Source organism: Micromonospora sonneratiae (assembly GCF_042679305.1).
Taxonomy (GTDB): Bacteria; Actinomycetota; Actinomycetes; order Mycobacteriales; family Micromonosporaceae; genus Micromonospora_H; species Micromonospora_H sonneratiae.
Map to the genome: position 1 here is coordinate 1 of NZ_JBHTMP010000055.1, position 19,771 is coordinate 19,771.

At 68.8% G+C, this 19,771-nt stretch carries 18 protein-coding genes; 3 read left to right on the plus strand and 15 right to left on the minus strand.

Going from position 1 to position 19,771, the window contains the following annotated elements:
• From ACFQ4H_RS26635 to kdd, 6 genes are all read right to left on the minus strand, one after another.
• On the minus strand, positions 1–967 hold a 967-nt coding region (locus ACFQ4H_RS26635), incomplete at its 3' end, for a glutamate mutase L (RefSeq protein ID WP_377575678.1).
• A 1-nt stretch (position 968) separates the two neighbouring features.
• The gene (kal, locus tag ACFQ4H_RS26640) at positions 969–1,397 is read right to left on the minus strand and encodes a 3-aminobutyryl-CoA ammonia lyase (protein ID WP_377575681.1); all 429 of its coding nucleotides are present in this window, start codon (positions 1,395–1,397) and stop codon (positions 969–971) included.
• Positions 1,394–2,146: a lysine 5,6-aminomutase subunit beta gene (gene kamE, locus ACFQ4H_RS26645; protein ID WP_377575684.1), complete on the minus strand. Its 753-nt coding sequence runs from the start codon at positions 2,144–2,146 to the stop codon at positions 1,394–1,396. Before kamE ends, kal begins: the two co-directional genes overlap by 4 nt.
• Positions 2,143–3,729 (minus strand): lysine 5,6-aminomutase subunit alpha, encoded by a 1,587-nt coding sequence (gene kamD, locus ACFQ4H_RS26650; protein WP_377575687.1) that lies wholly within the window; start codon positions 3,727–3,729, stop codon positions 2,143–2,145. Before kamD ends, kamE begins: the two co-directional genes overlap by 4 nt.
• Positions 3,726–5,291: an amidohydrolase gene (locus ACFQ4H_RS26655; RefSeq protein ID WP_377575690.1), complete on the minus strand. Its 1,566-nt coding sequence runs from the start codon at positions 5,289–5,291 to the stop codon at positions 3,726–3,728. Before ACFQ4H_RS26655 ends, kamD begins: the two co-directional genes overlap by 4 nt.
• 5 nt (positions 5,292–5,296) lie before the next feature.
• Entirely contained in the window at positions 5,297–6,328 is a 1,032-nt protein-coding gene (kdd, locus tag ACFQ4H_RS26660; protein ID WP_377575693.1) for an L-erythro-3,5-diaminohexanoate dehydrogenase, read from the minus strand.
• A 143-nt stretch (positions 6,329–6,471) separates the two neighbouring features.
• Between kdd and ACFQ4H_RS26665 the strand changes: the two genes are divergently transcribed.
• On the plus strand, positions 6,472–7,893 hold the full coding sequence (locus ACFQ4H_RS26665) for a KamA family radical SAM protein (RefSeq protein ID WP_377575696.1): 1,422 nt from the start codon (positions 6,472–6,474) through the stop codon (positions 7,891–7,893).
• Positions 7,894–8,190: 297 nt separating this feature from the next.
• On the opposite strand, the gene ACFQ4H_RS26670 is transcribed toward ACFQ4H_RS26665, so the two are convergent.
• Positions 8,191–8,388, minus strand: coding sequence for a CsbD family protein (locus tag ACFQ4H_RS26670; RefSeq protein ID WP_377575700.1), 198 nt, complete (start codon positions 8,386–8,388; stop codon positions 8,191–8,193).
• A 211-nt stretch (positions 8,389–8,599) separates the two neighbouring features.
• On the opposite strand from ACFQ4H_RS26670, the gene ACFQ4H_RS26675 reads away from it, so the two are divergent.
• Positions 8,600–9,193, plus strand: coding sequence for a DinB family protein (locus ACFQ4H_RS26675; protein ID WP_377575703.1), 594 nt, complete (start codon positions 8,600–8,602; stop codon positions 9,191–9,193).
• A 51-nt stretch (positions 9,194–9,244) separates the two neighbouring features.
• Positions 9,245–10,018, plus strand: coding sequence for a TIGR03089 family protein (locus tag ACFQ4H_RS26680; RefSeq protein WP_377575706.1), 774 nt, complete (start codon positions 9,245–9,247; stop codon positions 10,016–10,018).
• A 97-nt stretch (positions 10,019–10,115) separates the two neighbouring features.
• On the opposite strand, the gene ACFQ4H_RS26685 is transcribed toward ACFQ4H_RS26680, so the two are convergent.
• The 8 genes from ACFQ4H_RS26685 to ACFQ4H_RS26720 form a co-directional block, all read right to left on the minus strand.
• Positions 10,116–10,574 carry an Lrp/AsnC family transcriptional regulator gene (locus ACFQ4H_RS26685; protein ID WP_377575709.1) on the minus strand — a complete coding sequence of 153 codons (459 nt, stop codon included), beginning with the start codon at positions 10,572–10,574 and terminating at the stop codon, positions 10,116–10,118.
• A gap of 64 nt (positions 10,575–10,638) precedes the next feature.
• Entirely contained in the window at positions 10,639–11,781 is a 1,143-nt protein-coding gene (locus ACFQ4H_RS26690) for an acyl-CoA dehydrogenase family protein (protein ID WP_377575712.1), read from the minus strand.
• On the minus strand, positions 11,778–12,893 hold the full coding sequence (locus ACFQ4H_RS26695) for a M24 family metallopeptidase (RefSeq protein WP_377575715.1): 1,116 nt from the start codon (positions 12,891–12,893) through the stop codon (positions 11,778–11,780). The genes ACFQ4H_RS26690 and ACFQ4H_RS26695 overlap by 4 nt, the downstream gene beginning before the upstream one ends.
• Before the next feature lie 155 nt (positions 12,894–13,048).
• A complete protein-coding gene (locus ACFQ4H_RS26700) occupies positions 13,049–13,732 on the minus strand; it encodes a maleylpyruvate isomerase N-terminal domain-containing protein (protein WP_377575717.1) in 684 nt (227 codons plus the stop codon).
• 63 nt (positions 13,733–13,795) lie between these two features.
• Positions 13,796–15,349 (minus strand): WXG100-like domain-containing protein, encoded by a 1,554-nt coding sequence (locus tag ACFQ4H_RS26705; protein WP_377575719.1) that lies wholly within the window; start codon positions 15,347–15,349, stop codon positions 13,796–13,798.
• Between the two features lie 2 nt (positions 15,350–15,351).
• Positions 15,352–15,663 carry a hypothetical protein gene (locus ACFQ4H_RS26710; RefSeq protein ID WP_377575722.1) on the minus strand — a complete coding sequence of 104 codons (312 nt, stop codon included), beginning with the start codon at positions 15,661–15,663 and terminating at the stop codon, positions 15,352–15,354.
• Between the two features lie 445 nt (positions 15,664–16,108).
• Positions 16,109–17,644, minus strand: coding sequence for a phytoene desaturase family protein (locus ACFQ4H_RS26715; RefSeq protein ID WP_377575724.1), 1,536 nt, complete (start codon positions 17,642–17,644; stop codon positions 16,109–16,111).
• Positions 17,645–17,693: 49 nt separating this feature from the next.
• A complete protein-coding gene (locus ACFQ4H_RS26720; protein WP_377575727.1) occupies positions 17,694–19,502 on the minus strand; it encodes an ABC transporter ATP-binding protein in 1,809 nt (602 codons plus the stop codon).
• Between the last annotated feature and the right edge of the window lie 269 nt (positions 19,503–19,771).

The window sequence follows — 19,771 nt, forward strand, 5'->3', positions numbered from 1 at the left end:
CCGCCCGGGCCGCCGCCGGCCCCGCCAGGGCCCGCTGCTGGCCGTCGGTGAGCATCCGCTCCGCCACGGCGGCCTGCACCACCCCGGGCGCGGACCACCGCATCCCCAGGTCACCTTCGACCGTACGGGCCCGCCACAGGGTCCCGGCCGCCGCCTGACTCGGGCCGCTGGCCCGCTCGTCCGGGGTCAACGCCGAGTACACGTCGGTGGTCGCCCCGCCCACATCCACCACCACCAGGTCGCCGCCGACGTGGTCGGCCAGCAACTCCACCCCGGTCAGCACCGCGTCCGGGGTGGCCGCCCGTACCAGGTCGGCGAACCGGCGCCCCCGGGACAGCCGCTTGCCGCCGATCACATGACGCAGGAACACCTCACGGATCGCCTCACGGGCCGGGCCGGGCCGCAACACCCCGATCCGGGGCAGCACGTTGTCGGCTGCGGTAACCGGCACCCCCCGGTCGGTCAGCAACTGCGTCACCGGGTCCCGGACATCGCCGTTGCCGGCCAGCACCACCGGCACCCGCCACCGGGCCCGGGCCAGCCGGGTCGCGTTGTGGGTCAGCACCTCGGCGTCACCGCCGTCAGTGCCGCCGACCAGCAGCACCACGTCCGGGCGGGCCGCCCGTAACGCGGTCAGCCCCGGCCCGTCCAGCCGCCCGGCGGCCACGTGCACCACCCGGGCACCGGCCGACAGACCCACCCGGTGCCCGGCCTGCGCGGTGACCAGCTCCTCGTAGCCGATCACCGCCAGACGCAGCCCACCGCCCGCCGACGAACAGACGTACCAGGGCATCGGCCCGGCAGCCAACCCCGCCGTGGCCTGCGCGACGGCCGCGTCCAGGCCGTGCAACACGTCCGTGGCGACGGTCGTCGGGTGACTGGCCGTCGCAGCCAACTGCCCGTCGTCGAGGTCCACGACCGCGACCTTCGTACACGTGGAACCGACGTCGGCGCAGACCGCGTACACGTCACAGCACCTCGGACACGGCCCCCGGCGACGCCGCCGGGGCGGCCACCGGCACCACCACCGTGCCGGTGGCCGTCACCGCCACCAGCGGCGGATCCAACACCTGCGCCGCCGACGTGCCCAGCTCGGGCCGCCCCCGACACACCACCCGGCACTCGAAGTCGATGGTGCGGCTGCGGTTACCCACCCGGGTCACCGTCGCCACCGTCTCCAACACATCCCCGGCCCGGATCGGGCCACGAAACTGCACGTCGGAGTACGACGCGAACAACCCCTCGTCACCATCGGTACGGATGCACACCTCCGTGGCCACGTCCCCGAACAGACCCAACGCGTACGCCCCGTCGACCAGGTCACCGGCGTAGTGGGCGTGGGAGTACGGCACATAGCGCCGGTGGGTAACGGTCAACCCGAGTCGGGGATCAGTCATGCCGAAGCCTTCGCCTTCTGTGTGATCAACGCATGCACCAGGTAACTGGCCACCTCACCGGGGGTGGTGCCCCGCCCGAAGATGCGGTCCACCCCCAGCTCGGCGGTCATCATCTCGTCGAACCGGGGACCACCGACGATCAACAGCGGCCGTTTCCCGGCCGGCATCGCCTCCCGGAACGCCGCCGACATCTCCCGGGTGTTGTGCAGGTGCGCGTCGCGCTGGGTGACCACCTGGGACACCAGGACCGCGTCGGCGCGCTCCGCCCGGGCCGCCTCCACCAGGTCCGGCACGCTCACCTGCGCACCCAGGTTGGTCACCTTCAACTCCCGGTAGTACTCCAGGCCCTTCTCCCCGGCGATGCCCTTGACGTTGAGGATCGCGTCGATGCCGACGGTGTGCGCGTCGGTGCCGATACAGGCCCCGACCACGGACAACTTGCGCCGTAACCGGCGCTTGACCACCGCGTTGACCTCCTTGGCCGACAGCAGCGGAAAGTCACGTTCGACCACCTGCACGGCCGACAGGTCGACCAGGTGGTTCACCCGCCCGTACACGACGAAGAAGGTGAACCCATCACCCATCTGTTTGGCATGCACCAGCATCGCCGGGTCCATGCCCATCTTCCCGGCCAGCTGCAACGCCGCACCCTCGGCCCGCTTGTCGTGCGGCACCGGCAGCGTGAACGACATCTGCACCATGCCGTCACCGGTGGTGTCCCCGTACGGTCGCACGATCGGCCCGCTCATCGCCCCTCCTCCGCCCTGGCGGCCGGCACCGGGCTCTCCAGGATCTCCGTGGCCGGGTTGTAGTAGCCGTCAGCCTGCGCGGCCACCCCGTCCAGCCCCTTGCCCCGGTCAGCCGGCCGCTTCATGATCCCGAACGTGCCCTCGGCGATCGCCGTCAACAACGTCTCGTCCCCGATACGCTCCAACAGATCCACCGCCGCACCGAGCACCCGGTTGGCCCGGCTCTGGATGAACCCGCCCGGCGCCGGCACGAAATCCTCGTGCAACCCGCCCGCCGCACCCAGCACGTACCGCACGTTCTGCAGGGCGATGTCCCGATCCGACAACCACGGCGTCACCACCGCCTCGGTCATCATCCCCACCAGCAGAATGCCCTGCCCGGTCATCGTCCCCACCAGGTTGAAGAACCCGTCCAGCAGATTCCCCCGGAACACGTCACCGGTCATGTGCTTCGTCGGCGGCATCCACTTCAACGGCGCATCCGGAAACAGCTCCCGGGCCAACAGCGCATGCGCCAACTCCAACCGGAACGACTCCGGCACATCCGGGTTGATCTCAAACGCGTGCCCCAGCCCCAACTGCCAGTCCGCCAACCCCGCCTCGTGGGCGAAGAACTCGTTCAGCAGCTGCGACACCGTCACCGTGTGCGCCTCGTCCACCGCATCGGCGGTGGTCAGGTAGTTGTCCTCACCGGTGTTGATGATGATCCCCGCCCGGGCATGCACCTGCCGGGAGAACCGCTGGTCGACGAACGTCCGGATCGGATTGATGTCCCGGAACAGGATCCCGTACATCGAATCGTTGAGCATCATGTCCAGCCGCTCCAACCCGGCCAGGGTCGCCATCTCCGGCATACACAACCCCGACGCGTAATTGGTCAACCGCACATAACGCCCCAACTCCTTCGACGAGGCATCCAACGCCGCCCGCATCAACCGGAAGTTCTCCTGCGTCGCGTACGTCCCGGCGAAACCCTCCCGGGTCGCCCCCTCCGGCACATAGTCCAGCAACGACTGACCGGTCGACCGGATCACCGCGATCACGTCCGCACCCGCCCGAGCCGCCGCCTGCGCCTGCGGAATGTCCTCGTAGATGTCCCCGGTCGCCACGATCAGATAGATCCACGGCCGCTGCTTCGGGTCACCCCACCGCTTGACCAGCCGCTCCCGCTCCGCCCGCCGCCGGTCGATCAGCCGTATCCCGGCCCCGACCGCCCGACGCGACGCCCGCCGGGCAGCCGTCGCCGCCCGGCCCTGCGGGATGGTGAACCGCACCGACCCCGCCGCCGCCTTCTGCGCCAGCAACGTCAGATCGTCCAGCCCCTCCCGGGCCAGGGCGTCGAACACCGGCAGGGCCACCCCGTGCGCCAACCCCACATCGGCGACCACGGCGTCCACCAGCCGGTTCACCCACGGAATCCCGTCCGGATCCGCCCCGGTCACCCCGGCCAGCCGCAACACCGCCCGCTCCACCGAAACGGTCGTGTGACTACGGGCCAGATCCACCACCGGCTGACCCGCCCGACGCGCCAAATCCCGCGCCCGACCCACCAACACCGGGTCCAGGGCAAGCTTTCCACTCACGGGGTTCCCTCCTCATAGATCACCTCGCCGCGCAGCACCGTACGGCGACACACCGGCAACGGCGTCGGATCCTGCGGCCCCCGCAACTCCGCCACCTCCGACACCAGCACCGGCAACCCACGGTCCAGCCCCGCAGGCGTCGACCAGACCGCAAAAGTCGCCGGCGCCCCCGGCACCAGCACCCCCTCGTCGTCGCGGTGCACCGCCCGCCAGCCGCCCCGGGTATGCGCCGCGAACGCCGCCTTCACACTCAACCGCTGCGCCGGATTGAAGTGCGACATCGCCGCCCGCACCGACCCCCACGGGTCCAACGGCGTCACCGGCGCATCCGACCCGAGCGCCAACATCACCCCGACCGAGTGCATCGCCCCCATCGGATTGGACTCCAACGACCGGGCCACCCCCAACCGGGACGCATACATCTGGTGCTCGCCACCCCACAGCCGGTCGAACGCCGGCTGCACACTGGCCACGATCCCGAACTCCACGAACCCGGCAATCGTCGCCTTGTTCATGATCTCGGCATGCTCGACCCGGTGCCGCGCCGCCCGCAGCCGCTCCACCCCGAGGGTTCGCGCCGCCAGACCGAAACCCGCCACCACCGTGCCGATCGCCGCATCCCCGATCGCGTGGAACCCGCCCTGCATCCCATGCTCGGCACAGTCCAACAGATGGTCACGCACCTGCTCGGCGGTGACATAGCCATGACCGCAGCCGGCACCATCCAGATAGGACTCGGACAGGAACGCCGTACGCGACCCCAACGCCCCGTCGGCATACAGATCCCCACCGGCACCGACCGCACCCAGCTCACGGGCCTTCGCCGAGGCCATCAACTCGCCCCAGTAGCCGTACACCTCCGGCAGCCCGGCCCCGGACAGCGCCAACACGCTCATCAGGTCGTTCTCGTCCGACGTCCCCGGACCGGCGCACTCGTGCACCGCCGCGACACCCAGCGACGCCGCCCGCCGCAACGCCGCCCGCTGCACCGCAGTGCGCTGGGCCGGGGAGAACGACCCGAACGCGAGCTCCGCCACCAGATGGTGGGCGTCCAGCCGCAACCAGCCCGACTCGTCGTAACCAACCAGCCCCGCCGCCCGCGGATCGGCAGTCATCATCGCCGTGGAACACAGCGCCGAATGCCCACAGACCCGCGACAGGTAGACCCGCCGCCCCTGCGCTGCCCGATCCAGCTCCTGCGCCGTCGGCAACTCCGGCCGCGACCACCGAGACTCGTCCCACCCGTTGCCGAACACCATGGCGTCCGCCGGCAGACCCGCCGCGAACACCGCCAACGCGTCGAGGATCTCCGTCGCCGACCCGACCTCCGTCAGATCCAGTCCGGTCAGCGTCAACCCCGTGCCGGTGGCATGCATGTGCGCATCCACGAACGCCGGCGTCACCAGCGCCCCGTCAAGGTCGACCACCTGATCGGCGGCCGGCGCGTCAACGTCAACGCCCAACCAGGCAATCCGCCCATCCCGTACCAGCAATGCCGTCGCCTGCGGATCCGCCGGACAGTAGAGCTGCCCGCCGCGGTAAAGAGTCGAGGGGTTCGTCATGGCACTCAGTCTGCCGTGAGTCGAGCCGTGAAAAGATCCCGTACCCCGGCAACATCCCGCACCAACGACAGCGCCAACTCGGCATGACCCGGCACGTACCCGTTGCCCACCAGCATGGTCACGTCCGCCGCCAGGCCCTCCGCGCCCAATGCCGCCGCCGCGAAACTCGTCGCCATCGAAAAAAAGATCACCGTGCCGCCGTCGGCCGTCGCCAGGATCGCCCCATGCTCACAACCCGGCACATCCACACACACCACGGTCACATCCGCCGGACCGCCCAACGCCCCGGCCACCGCCGTCGACAGCGCCACCGGATCGCGGGCATCGGCCAACACCACATCCGACGCCAACCCGGCAGCCACCAGCCGGTCCCGCTCGGCGGGCACCGGCACCACCCCCACCGTACGACCCGCGCCCGCCCGCACCGCCGCCGCCAACGACAACGACCCGCTCTTACCCGCGCCCCCGATCACCGCCACCGTCGGCCGGTCATAACCGGCAACCACCCGGGCGGTCAACGCCGGAGCACCACACACGTCCAGCACCGCCAACGACAACTGCGGATCCAGATCGTCAGGCAGCACCGCCGCGATCGACCGGGCGAACAGGATCGCATGCCCGGCGCACGGCACCTGCTCGCTACGTCCGTCCCAGGAGGCGAGGCCGTCGGAGACGACCAGCGGGGTCAGGGTGAGCGAGACGAGGGTGGCCACCCGGTCACCCGGCTTGACCGGCAACGGAGAGTCGGGACCGACCTCGTCCACGACACCGATCAACATGCCACCCGACCCGGTGACCGGATTGTGCATCTTGCCGCGACTGTTGATGATCTCCAGCACCTCGGCCCGGACAGCCGCGCCGTCCCCGCCGTGCTTCTCCGAGAGTTGACGGAAGCTGGCCGCGTCGAGGTTCAACCGCTCGACCCGGATCCGCACCTCGTCAGCACCGATCTCCGGCCTCGCGTCGAGCCGCCGCGCCGCCTGCGGCAGTACCCCCGCCGGCTCGACCACCCGGTGCAGACCCACTGGAGATGTCATCGCGCCACTCCCATCCCACCCGCAACACGACTCCCAGCCGGTCGTATGACGGGAAAACTTCCGGCAGAATAGTTTCTTCACAGGATATTTTCCAGTAGCCTTCGTGCCGCGATCAGGAACGCGCTGGACCATGAGGAGGGTTCGTGACACAGACACAACCGGTTGAGGTCATCCCTCAACCCCGCCACGCCCCGGCCAGCGCCCCGCAACCCACCGCCGGCCAGCCCTACGAATACCGCCGTCGGCCCCTCGTCGAACCCGACTGGACCCGCTTCCCCGGCTGGCGCCACGTCACCCGCGAACAGTGGGAATCCGCCCAATGGCAACGGGTCAACTGCGTCAAGAACATCAAGCAGCTACGCACCGTGCTCGGCGACCTCGTCGACGAAACCTTCTACGCCGACCTCGAGGCCGACCAGAAGGCCCTGGCCACCATGTCCATGCTGGTGCCCCCGCAGATGCTCAACACCATGGTGCCGTTCGAACCGATGAGCACCGAGGCGTTCCTGGCCGACCCGGTCCGCCGCTACATGATCCCCGTCGCCTCGGACCGGCGCACCGACTGGCCGTCACACCCGTACGCCACCCGCGACTCCCTCCACGAGCACGACATGTGGGTCGCCGAAGGGCTCACCCACCGGTACCCCACCAAGGTGCTCGCCGAACTGCTGTCCACCTGCCCCCAGTACTGCGGGCACTGCACCCGGATGGACCTCGTCGGCAACTCCACACCCGCGGTGGACAAGCTCAAGCTGACCCTCAAGCCGGTCGACCGCTACGACGCCCACATCAACTACCTCAAGACCCACCCCGGCGTACGGGACGTAGTGGTCTCCGGCGGCGACGTGGCCAACGTGCCCTGGCGCAACCTCGAGTCGTACCTGATGCGACTGCTGGAGATCGAGACGATCCGCGACATCCGGCTGGCCACCAAGGCACTGATGGGCCTACCCCAACACTGGCTACAACCCGACGTCGTCGAAGGACTCGAACGGGTCGCCCGCACCGCCGCCCGTCGGGGCGTCAACCTGGCCATCCACACCCACGTCAACCACGCCCAGTCACTCACCCCACTGGTTGCCCGGGCCGCACAGACCGCCCTCGAGGTCGGCGTACGCGACGTCCGCAACCAGGGAGTACTGATGCGGGGCGTCAACGCCAGCGCCCCCGACCTGCTCGACCTGTGCTTCGCGTTGCAGGGCGAGGCCGGAATCCTGCCGTACTACTTCTACATGTGCGACATGATCCCCAACGCCGAACACTGGCGGGTACCGGTCTGGCACGCCCACCAGCTCCAACACGACATCATGGGCTACCTGCCCGGCTACGCCACCCCTCGGATCGTCTGCGACGTGCCATTCGTCGGCAAACGATGGGTACACATGCTCACCGAGTACGACCGCGAGCGGGGCATCTCGTACTGGACCAAGAACTACCGCACCTCGATCGAGTCCGAAGACCTCGAAGCACTCAACCGACGCTTCGCCTACTACGACCCGATCGACACCCTGCCCGAATCAGGCCAGGCCTGGTGGGTCCAGCAGGAAACCGCCACCCTTCCCTGATCGGGTTGCTCCAGCCGCCGCTGATCAGGCGGCGAGAGAGTACGCCCCGATGTCGGTCCGGCCGGGCCGAATGGTTCTTCAGCCCAGCTACGCCAGTCTCGACCTGAACCGTACGGGCTACCAGCGGATCCTCGACAACCACACCGCCCCTACCCGAACACGGCATCCGGTGAACTCTGACTGGCGCCCCTTCCTGGTCCGGCCGCCGTTTGGAGCGGCCCGGGATGCGGGTGGACAGGGCACCACGACAGCGTGGGAGGGCATCACAATGTGATGCCCTCCCACGCTGATGCCCGGTCAGCGCTTGAACATGTCCTTGGCCTCCCGGCCCGCCTCCATTGCGTGCTTACCGGCCTGTTTCGCCTTCGCGCCGATGTTCTCGTCGGGGTGTTCCCCCTGCTGCTGCTGCTCCTTACCGGTCGCCTCGCCGGTCCTCTCCTTGGTACCACCCATCAGTTCCTCGGCTTTGGCCTTGGCCTTGTCGGTGAGGCTCACCCTGCTCTCCCTCCGGTCTGCGCCCTGCTGAGGGTGGGCGCTTGCGGCTCATGTGGGGATGCCCGCGTGGGGTCGGTGAAAACCGGGTGGTTGCAGGTTTGGGAGGGGGACACCACCTCTAACGCGTCCTAGGATGCTAGGTGTTCTGCGGTAACGTCCCGAGCTGATCCCGGCAACGACACTCGGCGAACCGAATGGCAGGCTGCTCGGCATGACTGAGTCAGATCCGAAGGCGGACCTCCACCGCTACCTGCAGGTCGCCCGCGAGGCGCTGTTATGGAAACTCGATGGACTCTCGGAGTACGACATCCGCCGGCCTCTGACAGCGACCGGCACCAACCTGCTGGGACTGGTCAAGCACGTGGCCGGTGTCGAGATGGGTTACTTCGGCGACACCTTCGGACGTCCGGTCGACGAGCCACCGTCCTGGCTGGCCGATGACGCCGAGGCCAACGTGGACATGTGGGCCACCCCCGATGAGTCACGTGACCAAATCGTCGGGCTGTACCGCCGAGCATGGGCACACTCGGACGCGACCATCGGGGCGCTCCCCCTCGACGCGATCGGGCACGTGGCCTGGTGGCCACCGGACCGCAACAAGGTGCCGTTGCATCGCATCCTGGTACACGTGATCGCCGAGACCCATCGACATGCCGGACACGCTGACATCGTCCGGGAGCTCATCGACGGATCCGCAGGCCTACGAGAGGGGATGGGCAACCTGCCACCGGGAGACCGTGCCTGGTGGGAGGAACACCGTGGCCGGGTCCAACGGGCCGCGGAACAAGCGTCAGAACAGGCCTGACGGAAGAAACAGCCAATCGCCGCTGCCGCCCACCACCCCTGGAGGCTCCCGATGCAACCGACGCCCACTGCCGACCTGACCGCGCTGCTGGCAGGCGACGCAGTGGCCGCGACCGATCGTGCACTGCTCACCTACTACGACGACGCGACCGGTGAGCGGACCGAACTCAGCGCGTCGGCGCTGGGTGGGTGGGCCGCCCGTACCGCAGGGCTGCTGCGCCAGGGGTGCCAACTGGGCATCGGTGACCGGGCTGCGGTACTGCTGCCGCCGCACTGGCAGACCGCAGCCGTGCTGCTGGGCGCCTGGTCGATAGGGGTTGCCGTGTCGTTCCGGTCGTTTGCGGTTGGCGGCCTGAAGCCGGTCGGACCCGGCAACGAAGAGCCGCTGGAGGCGGTGTTCGTCACACCCCGACGGCTGGACAGTTGGCTGGAGGTGGTGCCGGCGGCCCGGCACCGGTTCGTGCTCGGTCTCGCCCCCAACGGCGCGCTGATGGACGAGGTGCCCACCGGCTACCGGGACTACCTGGCCGAGGTCAGCTCGTACCCGGACAACATTGTGGAACCCGGGCCGATCCAGCGCACCGACGTGGCAAGCCCTGACGGCACCACCTTCCGGGAGTGGGGTGCCGTGGCACATGAGATCGCAGCCATGCTCGACCTTCGCATGGGCGACCGGCTACTGGTGGACGTGGCCGAACACGAGGAGCCTCTCAAATGGCTGCTGGCACCGTTGGCCGCCGGCGCATCGGTCGTACTGTGCGCCAATCTGGACCACAGCGGCCTCGACGCCCGGATCGCAGCGGAAGGCATCACACGCGTGCTCTAGCCCGACCAACTGACGACTGGGGCGGACCTGAAAGCAGCGCCGACCGGCTGATCCGGGTCGGGATCAGCCGGTCGGGACAACCACCAACGAGACGCACCTAGGCCGGGTGACCTTCGCCGACCCGTGGTGGTCTGCCTTCGTACGGCGTGGACAGAACGACGGTGGTACGAGTGGTCACGTTCGCGGCGGTACGGATCTCCTGCAACAGCCGCTCCAGGTCGGCGGGACTCGCCACCCGGACCAACAGCATGTAGAAGTCCTCCCCTGCCACCGAGTAGCACGAGTCGATCTCCGGTAGGTGGGCCAGCCGTTCCGGGGCGTCGTCCGGCTGCGACGGGTCGAACGGCCGGATCGCCACAAACGCGGTCAAGGGAAGGTCCAACGCCTCATATGAGACCTTCGCCGCGTACCCCCTGATAACCCCACGCTGTTCCAGCCGACGTACCCGCTGATGCACCGCGGACACCGACAGGCCCACCTTCTCCGCCAGATCCGTATAGGAAATGCGGCCGTCGACGGTCAGCGCAGCGATGATGGCCCGGTCGATGTCCTCCACGGCCAGCAACCTACACGTAGCGATGGGTTTTCGGGGAGGCCGCAATCGCGCGTCGAGTCGTTCCTCACCGCGCGAGGGAACGGGAAATGACCATTCGCTGGATCTGGTTGGTCCCCTCGACGATCTGAAGCACCTTTGCCTCTCGCATAAACCGTTCTACCTGATGATCGGCTACGTAGCCGGCACCACCGAGGATCTGTACCGCATCGGTGGTCACCCGCATCGCCATGTCGGTGGCGAACAGCTTGGCCTTGGCTGCCTCCGTGGAGTAGGGACGACCCCTGTCCCGTAGCCGGGCTGCGGCCAGGGTCAGCGCCCGAGCAGCGGACACCTGCGTCGCCATGTCGGCCAGCAGAAATCCAAGCCCCTGGAAATCGATGATCGAGCGACCGAACTGCTCCCGCTCCCGGGCATAGCCCACTGCGTAGTCCAGGGCCGCCTGCGCCAGACCGACCGCGCAGGCGGCAATACCGAGCCGGCCTGCATCCAATGCGGTCATGGCAATCCGGAAACCAGCGCCCTCGTCTCCGACGATTCGATCGACGGGCACCCGAGCCTCGTCGAAGGCTATTTGCGCGACCGGCGAAGAGCGCAGTCCCATTGTCCGTTCCGCCGTTTGCGGAACGATGCCGGGCGTACCGCTGTCGGCAAGTAGACAGGAGATGCCGGTCGGTCCCGCACCGCCCGTGCGACAGAAGACGTTGTAGAAGTCGGCGCTGGCCGCATGGGTGATCCACGCCTTGGAGCCGGAGATGACGAAATCGTCGCCGTCACGCCGTGCCCGAGTGGTCAGCGCTGCCGCATCGGATCCCCCCTGTGGCTCCGACAGGCAGTACGCCCCGAGCAGATCGCCACCGAGCATCTCGGGCAGCATCGCGCGCAGTGATTCGCTACCGAAGGTGGCGACCGGGTAGCAGGACAGGGTGTGCACGCTGACCGCCTCGGCAACGGCCAGCCACCGGCTCGCCAGGATCTCGAGCACCTGCAGGTAGACCTCGTACGGCTGGGCGGCTCCCCCGTACTCCTCGGGGTACGGCAGGCCGAGCAGACCGGCTCGGCCGAGCGTACGGATCACCTCGCGTGGAAACTCGCTGCGGTTCTCGAAGTCGGCCACCCGTGGGGCGAGTTCGCGGTCGGCGAGCTCGGTGGCGAGGGCCAGCAGGTCGTGAGCCTCGTCGGTGGGTAGGATCCGTTCGACAGTCGTCATAGTTGGGCTAGCTCCGTGTGGGTGGTGTTGAGCCGTTCCACGCCGTCTGGGGTACAGACGACGATGTCTTCGATGCGCGCGCCGTGCCGGCCGGCCAGATAGATGCCCGGCTCGATGGAGAAGGTCATGCCCGGTTCCAGCGGGCGGGAGTTGCCGGCCACGATGTAGGGGTCCTCGTGGCCGTCCAGCCCGATGCCGTGACCGGTCCGATGCAGGAACGCCGCCCCGTAACCGGCGGCGGTGATGATCGCCCGGGCCGCGGCGTCCACGGCTTCGGCGGTGACGCCGGGTTGCACTGCGGCAACAGCCGCCTGTTGGGCGACCTGCAGCACCCGGTAGTAGTCCACAAAGCCGCTCGGCGGACGGCCGCCGGCGACGTAGGTACGGGTGGAGTCGGAGCAGTAGCCGGAGGGCATCGTGCCGCCGATGTCGACGACCACCGGATCACCGGCTTCGATCACGCGGCCGGTTGGTTCGTGGTGCGGGCTCGCCGCGTTGGGACCGGCAGCGACGATCACGAAGTCGACGCTGGCGTGCCCGGTCTCCCGGATCGCTACCGCGATGTCCGAGGCAACCTGCGCCTCGGTGCGACCGGGACGCAGCCACTCCCCCATCCGGGTGTGCACGGCGTCTATCGCCGCACCGGCTGCACGCAGCGCCCCGACCTCCGCCGGGGTCTTGCGTACCCGTAGCTCGCGTAGCGTCCCACCGGCCAGCCGCTGGGTCACTCCCGGCAGGGCCGCCCGCAGGGCGAGGACCTGTTCCGCCCACATCCGGTCGCCCAGGCCGACGACCTTCACCGGGCCGCCGAGGGCGTTCACGACCAGGGGGTACGGGTCGACGCCGTCAGGGTGGTCGACGATGCGTACGCCGGTGCCCGACGCCGGCGAGGACTCGGCGGCGGGGCGCTCCAGGGTCGGCACTATCAGGGTCGGCTCGCCGTCGACGGGCAGTACCAGGCAGGTGAGCCGTTCCAGCGCGTGTGCGTGGTAGCCCGTCAGGTAACGCAGGTCGGAGCCGGGCGGAATGAGCAGCGCATCCAGGCCAGCCTCAGCGGCGGCCCGGCGAGCGACGACCAGTCGCTCCGGCGGAAAAAGATCATCGACCGACATGTGGTTAGCTTAACGGTCGTTCGGGTCGATTATGAACAGGTACCGCGCCACCGAAACTCGTACCTCATCCGTGGCGATCAGCGGTAGCCGTCAGTGGCCCAGGACCCCCTGCCGGCCTTCCTTGCAGCCCGGTTCCGGGCCCTACCGGGTAGGCATCAGCCCAGGGCCAGCCAGCGGATACCCAGACCGGTGATCTGCGCATGCTCCGCCTCGCTGATCGGGGCCCGACCGGTGGCCTTCTCCAGAAAACCCAGCCGGTCCCAACCGAGCTGCCGGATCGCCGCTACGCCGTCGGATCCGAGGAGCAACTCCGTCACGAGGCGACCGGCCGGTTCGGTCAGCCAGGGCCGCCGCTGCAACGCTGCGGCAAAGTCCAGGCCGTGTACGGCCACCTCCACCACCCGGGTCAGCAGAAAGTCCGACAGGAGCATCGCGTCACCATGACGGGTACGCACCACCCGCCCCTCCGGCTCAGCCCGACACAGTTCCTCCGCCCGCTGCCAGGTGGCGGCGAAGTCGTCGGCCAGCGTTCTGCCGTCCGGATGGGCTGCCGCGCGCTGCTGGGCCAGGTCTATCCGGGCAGCGTTCGTCTCCGGGGCGAACCGGCTGTCCGGCCGGTAGTACGTTGCGGCCGTGACGTCCGCATGCGTCGGCGGCTCGGCTGCCAGCATTTCCGGTAACCACGCGAGCACCACGCAGACATGGCCCAACAGATCGCAGACCCGCCATGGAACACACGCGGTGGGACGCACCCACTCCTCCCCGGACAGGCTGGCCATCACCTGGCCCAGCTGCCGACACTCCAGGCGGAACGCGTCAAGCACCGAAGCCGGGTCCATGATGATCACCGTACCAACCGAGGCGGGCCATACCGGCGACGTGAACCCTGCTCACAGCAACGCCTACCGGTCCTCCGACCGGTAGCTGACCGGGCTGGTCGTATCAGTCGGATCGATCCACGGGTTGCTCACCAGCTCAGCAGGCAGCGGCCGGTGCGTCGAGGCAGCGACATCGACCAGCGGAGGGTCGTGCAGCACTCCGGGGAGATCATCATCGCCAGACTGATCACGCCACGGATCGTTCTCCAGGTCGGTTGGCAAAGGCCGGTGCGTACCTACCGGAGGCAGGCTCCGCAGGGAGCCGACCTGGTCACGATCGCCCGGCACATCACCCCGAGGCCTGTTCCCCGGCACGACAGGCAACGGCTGCGTTCCGGCCGGAGTCTGATCCCGAACGAAGAAGCCGAAGGAATCGCGTTCAACCGCACCGCTCCATGGATTGCTCTCCAGTTCGACAGGCAGGTGCCGCGGGACACTGACCGGAGGCAGGTCACGAAGTTCGTTCCCGTTCGACATCCGGCTGTCCTGCCGGACCTCACGGCCCTCACCGCCCTCGGACAACCTGGGCCCGTCGGACCTGGACCCGGTGGACGACGACACCCCACCAGTTTTGCCCTCGCTCGAACCAGTCGGTGGTTTCGTATGGGTTGAACCGTCGAAGTAGCGGTCAAGCGCGCCCTCGAGATGGTCAGCTGGCGACATCGACAACCTGTTTCCGGGATTCATCGCAGTGTGTCTCCCTCCCCAGGCCCCGTTGAAGGCACCGTTGGCCGCGCCGGCGATCCAGTCACCGGAGAGGCCGAAGACGGCATCCTGAGCGGCCCCCTCCGCCATACCGGCCAGCGCCCCGTATCCAGCGCCCCAGACCACATCCACCGTCACCCTGCCCACCGGCGAAAGAACGACGTTGCCGACCAGCTTGCCAGCACCAGCACGCAGCACTCCGCCAACGAAACCCGCGCCAACCCCCACCGCACCGCCGACCGCCCCGTTGATTGCGGCCGTACGCAACTGTGCCCCGTTCAACGACTGACGGTGCCCCTCCACCAACTGGATGACCTGGGCCAACAGGGTGAAGCCGACCTGTGCCAGTACCGACTCGGCGACGCGGGTGACGACAGTGGTGATGGCACGTCGCAGTAGCAGCAACATGACCGACCTGGCGGCGGCGATCGCGGCGGCGGCTCTAGCCACACCACCGAGAAAGAACAACACCGTCAGATCGATCATCAACTGCGCCCACAGCACCACCAGGCAGCCGATGATGGTGACCCGTAATGTCTGGATCTCGTTTGCCAGTTCCGCCAGAGAATCTGCGGCTGAATCACAGCAGCGGGCAAGAACCGGCAGGATAGCCGACTCGTCGTCCTGCCCTTTCCCCACCAATTGCGTCATGTAGTCATCGAATGCCTGGTGGGTCCTACCGGTCAGCCCTTGATGCACCAGTCGCTGAACGACAAGCAACCGGTCGGTACAGGACCGCATCGCCTCGGCGGCCTGCCGCCACACAGCAGCCTCGGCGCGAAGTGCCGCCTCGTCACCGGTCGGCCACCTGTTCCCGACCAGGATCATCAACAGGTTCTGTAGTTCCGGCGGCACGTGATGCGCATCGACCACGACTAATCCTGCCCTCGCCGCCACCGCGCCGTCACGTTCGCCTCGGCCTCGGCGTCGGCGAAGACCTGCTTGGTCTGCTCCAGCTTTTCGGCCACCTCCTGCAGCACCACCGCCAGTTTTCCCACGGTGCTCACCAGGGCCTGCCTGGGCTCGGCAAATACCAGCCCGAAACTCTGGCCCAGTCCCGGATCGTCACCCCACGGTGCGGGGCCGGACCGTTGCACCGCGCCTTCCACCAGTCGGGCTGCCCCCTCCGCCCGGTCAGCCACCATGCTGGCGAACACGAACGCCTTGTTCAGCGCGACGACGTCCACATACACCGCACCGTTCAGTTCCGGCGGCCCATCGACAATTTCGGGAGCCGACGAATCGAACCCCGGCGCCCCGACCGGAGCATTGCGGTAGCCACCTGCCGGGCCCGGTATCACCGGTTCGGGCGCAGAACCTTCCGAATATGGGGCAGGCATACCTGTCCTTTCGCAACTAGGCCCTTGAAGGTCGACGGCTCATGGGCCCAGAAAAACATCACCCGTGCGGTTACGGAATCAGTCTTGACGTTGTCCGTACACACAACGGTCAGATCCTGACACGCCTTTGATGTCTTCCTTTTTCTGCGCAGCCGCCTCGACCCGGACCCGCAGACCCGCTGTCGGTGGTGTTTCGAGTGGTGCACCACAACCGCTAAGGCATCCTAGGAGGCTGACTTGCCTACTCCGGGTTCTTTACCGGGCGCGGAGCAGCGCGTCCGGGTTCCGTGTCCTAGCGGTCGGTGGCGACCGCATCGTGTACGCGACGACTGCCGTTCCCGACGAACCGCAGTGGATCGGCGTACACGCCGAAGCGCTGGCGAAGCACCCGCCCGGCGGCGTGCACACCGGCCATCCCGTGCACCGCCTGACCGGGTGGAGTCGACGACGAGCAGAGATACACCCCGGGCAGCGGGGTGCGGTACGGATCCCAACGGGGCACCGGCCGCATCACCATCTGCCACGGTGAGGCCGCACCGGCGGAGATGTCACCGCCGACGTAGTTGGGGTTGTACGTCTGCGCCTCGGCGGCGGTCACCACCCGCCTGGCCAGGATCAGGTCGCGGAACCCGGGCGCGAACCGCTCCACCTGGGCAATCACCTGATCGCTGACGTCCCGGGGCGAGCCGTTCGGGACGTGCGCGTACGTCCAGAGCACCTGCCGGCCGGCCGGGGCCCGAGTGTCGTCCACCACGCCCGGCTGCGAGGCCAGGACGTACGGACGGCTCGCGTGCCGTCCGGCGGCCACTGCCCGTTCGGCCGCCAGCGACTCCTGACGGGAGCCGACCAGGTGCAGTGTGCCAGCCCGGTCGCAGCCCCGGGCCGTCCACGGGACCGGACCGGAGAGCGCGAAGTCGACCTTGCAGGCGGCACCTCCGTACCGGAAGGAGCGCAGTTGGCGTGCGTACCCGGCCGGTAGCGTGTCGCCGGCGATGCGCAGCAACCCGGCCGGTGCGACGTCGAGCAGGACGGCGCGGGCGGCAGGCAGTTCCGCCAGGCTCTCGATTCGACGGCCGGTGACGATCCGTCCGCCACGTCGGACAAGTTCGTCGGCCATCGCCCGGCTGATGGCCGCGCTGCCGCCACGCGGAATGGGCCAGCCGACGGCGTGGCCGAGCGCGGCCAGCAGCAGTCCCGCCCCGGCCGGCACCAACGCCCGGGGTGGCGCGATGGCATGTGCGGCCACCCCGGTGATCAGGGCTGGTGCCACCTGCCCCCGGAACCGGGCCGACCACAACGGTGACCCCTGCTCCAGCATTCGGATCGCCAGGCGCAACGCGGTGGCCGGCCGGCTGGGCACGCTGCGGAAGTCCGACATGATGTCCGCGACGAGCGGCTGCCACCGGTCGACCAGCGGACCGAGCAGCGACCGCCAGGCCGGCCCGTCCACGCCCAACTCCTCGACGGTACGGTCCAGGTCACGCCAGGCCAGACCGACCCGGCCGCCGTTGAGCGGGTGGGCGTACGGAATCTCCGGCTGGAGCATCTCGACACCGTGCCGGGCCAGGTCGAAGGCCCGGAAGAACGGTGACGCCAGGGCCATCGGGTGCACCGCCGAGCACACGTCGTGCCGGTATCCGGGAAGCGTCAACTCCTCGGTACGGGTACCACCACCGATGGTGTCGGCCGCCTCGTACACCTCGACGGCAAGACCGGCTCCGGCGAGGACGAGTGCCGCAGCCAGTCCGTTGGGGCCCGAGCCGACCACGACCACATCCAGCCGGGCGGCCGTGCCGGGACCATGGCCGACCGCTGCTGCCTCCGTCATCCCCACTGTCTCCCCGAACGCCGACCGTCTCCCGAACTCGCGGACAGGATCACACCAGTGCCTGTTCCGCCGCCAGTTCAGCGTAGAGCGGGTCGGTACGCAGGAGGGTGGTGTGCCGGCCCGTCGCCCGCGCCCGGCCGTGCTGCATCACCACGATCTGGGCAGCGTCCTGCACCGTGGACAGCCGGTGTGCCACCACGATGACCGTCGTGTGGTGCGAGATCTCCTGGATCACGTCCCGCAGGGCCGCCTCGTTGGTCGCGTCGAGTTGTGAGGTCGCCTCGTCCAGTAGCAGCAGCCGTGGCCGGCGCAGCAACGCCCGGGCAATGGCGACCCGCTGCCGTTCGCCGCCCGACAGGGACACTCCCCGGTGCTTGATCTCGGCGTCGAGGTCGCCGCCCAACTGGTCCAGCAGCGGCAGCAGCCGCGTGGTCCGGAGCACCGCGCGGATCTCGGCCTCGCTGGCGCCCGGGGTCGCGTACGCGATGTTCTCGCGTAGTGTGCCGGCCAGGACCGCGACGTCCTGTTCGACGTAACCGATGTTGGCCCGTAGCTCATTGAGGTCCCACCTGCGCAGGTCACGGCCGTCGAGCCAGAGGCGTCCCCGGTTCGGGTCGTAGAACCGTTCGAGCAGGCTGAGCACGGTCGTCTTGCCGGAACCGGATGGCCCGACCAGTGCGGTCAGTCCACTGGCGGGCACCGTCAACGTGAGATCACGTACGGCCGGTTCGTCCCGGCCGGGGTAGGTGAACCACACCCGGTCGAAGATCACCGACGCCGGCCCGAGGTCGCCGGCTCCGCCCGAGGTACGCCGGGTGGGGCCGGAGCCGGTGGTGGCTGGCGAGGGCCCGGACGGTGGCAGCGCCAGTGGCTCGGCCGGTAACGCGGTCACCTCGATGATCCGGGTCAGCGCCGCCCGACCGGCCTGTAGGAAGCTGTTCGCGCTGACCAACTGGAGCACGGGGTGGGTCAGGTAGGCCACGTACAGCAGAAATGCCACCAGTGCCGACACGGTCATGGATCCGTTGGCCACCCGGGCACCGCCCACGCCGAGCACGACCAGGAACGCGACCTGGATGGCCAGCCCCGCTGCGGTGCCGGCCACCGAGTTCCACCGGGCCAGCGAGAGTCCCTGCTGGTACGCCTCCCGGGAGGCCACGTCCACCCGTTCCATCTCGACGGCTTCGGTGCCGGAGGCCTTGACCGTGGTGAACGCGCCGAGCACCCGCTCCACGGCGGCCCCCATGGTGCCCACCGACTCCTGTGCCCGCAGTGCGGCGGTACGGATCCTCGGCATGATCACCGCCAGCAGGAGCACCAGGAGCAGGACGACGGCCACCGTGATGCCGAGCAGCACGAGATCGAGCACCGCCATCAGGAGCAGCGCGCCGAGCAGCATCACGCCACCGGTGAGCAGGTCGATCAGCCCTTGGCTGGCGATCTGCCGCAGCATCGAGGTGTCCGTGGTGACCCGGGCCAGCAGGTCTCCCGGCTGCTGGCTGCGCATGCTCGTGATGGACAGGCGAAAGAGATGCTGGACGAGCCCCCGGCGCCCGTCCAGCACGATCGACTCGGCGGTACGCAACATGAGATAGTTGCCGACCCCGAGCAGGATGGCGGCCACCACGACGAGCAGCATCAGCACGGTCAGCGCCCGGCCGATGGGGCTGCCCCCGGTAAGGCTGTCGATGAGACCCTTGGCGGCGAGTGGCTGCAGCAGTCCGAGCAGGCTCGATGTCAGTAGCAGCACCGCGGCGACGATGAAGGTGGTCCCGTGTGGTCGTACGTGGGCGACCAGCATCCTCATCCACTGTGCTCCCCGGCGGCCGGGCTGGGGCATCGCTGCTTCGGTGGTCATGCGGACTGGCCTCCTTCAGCAGGGTCGACGGGAGACGAGCAGCTGCGTGGCCGTGAAGACTCGTCGTGGCACTGGCTCAGGGCGAGCTGGTGGTCAGGCCGGGCGATGGCCTCAGCCGCTGCCGACCCCCGCCGGCGAAGACTGGCCGGCACGACTCGTGGGTGGACGGTCGACCGCTGTCCTTCGGGAGCGGAGTGCGGGGTGAGCCGGCGCGCTGCGGGGGACAGCGCACCGGCTCGGTCCGCAACGGACTCACCGTGACCTGGGGC

Coding starts and splice junctions, on each gene's coding strand:
- kal (WP_377575681.1), bottom strand. CDS start 1,397: ATGACTGATCCCCGACTCGGGTTGACCGTTACCCACCGGCGCTATGTG.
- kamE (WP_377575684.1), bottom strand. CDS start 2,146: ATGAGCGGGCCGATCGTGCGACCGTACGGGGACACCACCGGTGACGGC.
- ACFQ4H_RS26655 (WP_377575690.1), bottom strand. CDS start 5,291: ATGACGAACCCCTCGACTCTTTACCGCGGCGGGCAGCTCTACTGTCCG.
- kdd (WP_377575693.1), bottom strand. CDS start 6,328: ATGACATCTCCAGTGGGTCTGCACCGGGTGGTCGAGCCGGCGGGGGTA.
- ACFQ4H_RS26675 (WP_377575703.1), top strand. CDS start 8,600: ATGACTGAGTCAGATCCGAAGGCGGACCTCCACCGCTACCTGCAGGTC.
- ACFQ4H_RS26680 (WP_377575706.1), top strand. CDS start 9,245: ATGCAACCGACGCCCACTGCCGACCTGACCGCGCTGCTGGCAGGCGAC.
- ACFQ4H_RS26690 (WP_377575712.1), bottom strand. CDS start 11,781: ATGACGACTGTCGAACGGATCCTACCCACCGACGAGGCTCACGACCTG.
- ACFQ4H_RS26695 (WP_377575715.1), bottom strand. CDS start 12,893: ATGTCGGTCGATGATCTTTTTCCGCCGGAGCGACTGGTCGTCGCTCGC.
- ACFQ4H_RS26700 (WP_377575717.1), bottom strand. CDS start 13,732: ATGGACCCGGCTTCGGTGCTTGACGCGTTCCGCCTGGAGTGTCGGCAG.
- ACFQ4H_RS26715 (WP_377575724.1), bottom strand. CDS start 17,644: ATGACGGAGGCAGCAGCGGTCGGCCATGGTCCCGGCACGGCCGCCCGG.
- ACFQ4H_RS26720 (WP_377575727.1), bottom strand. CDS start 19,502: ATGACCACCGAAGCAGCGATGCCCCAGCCCGGCCGCCGGGGAGCACAG.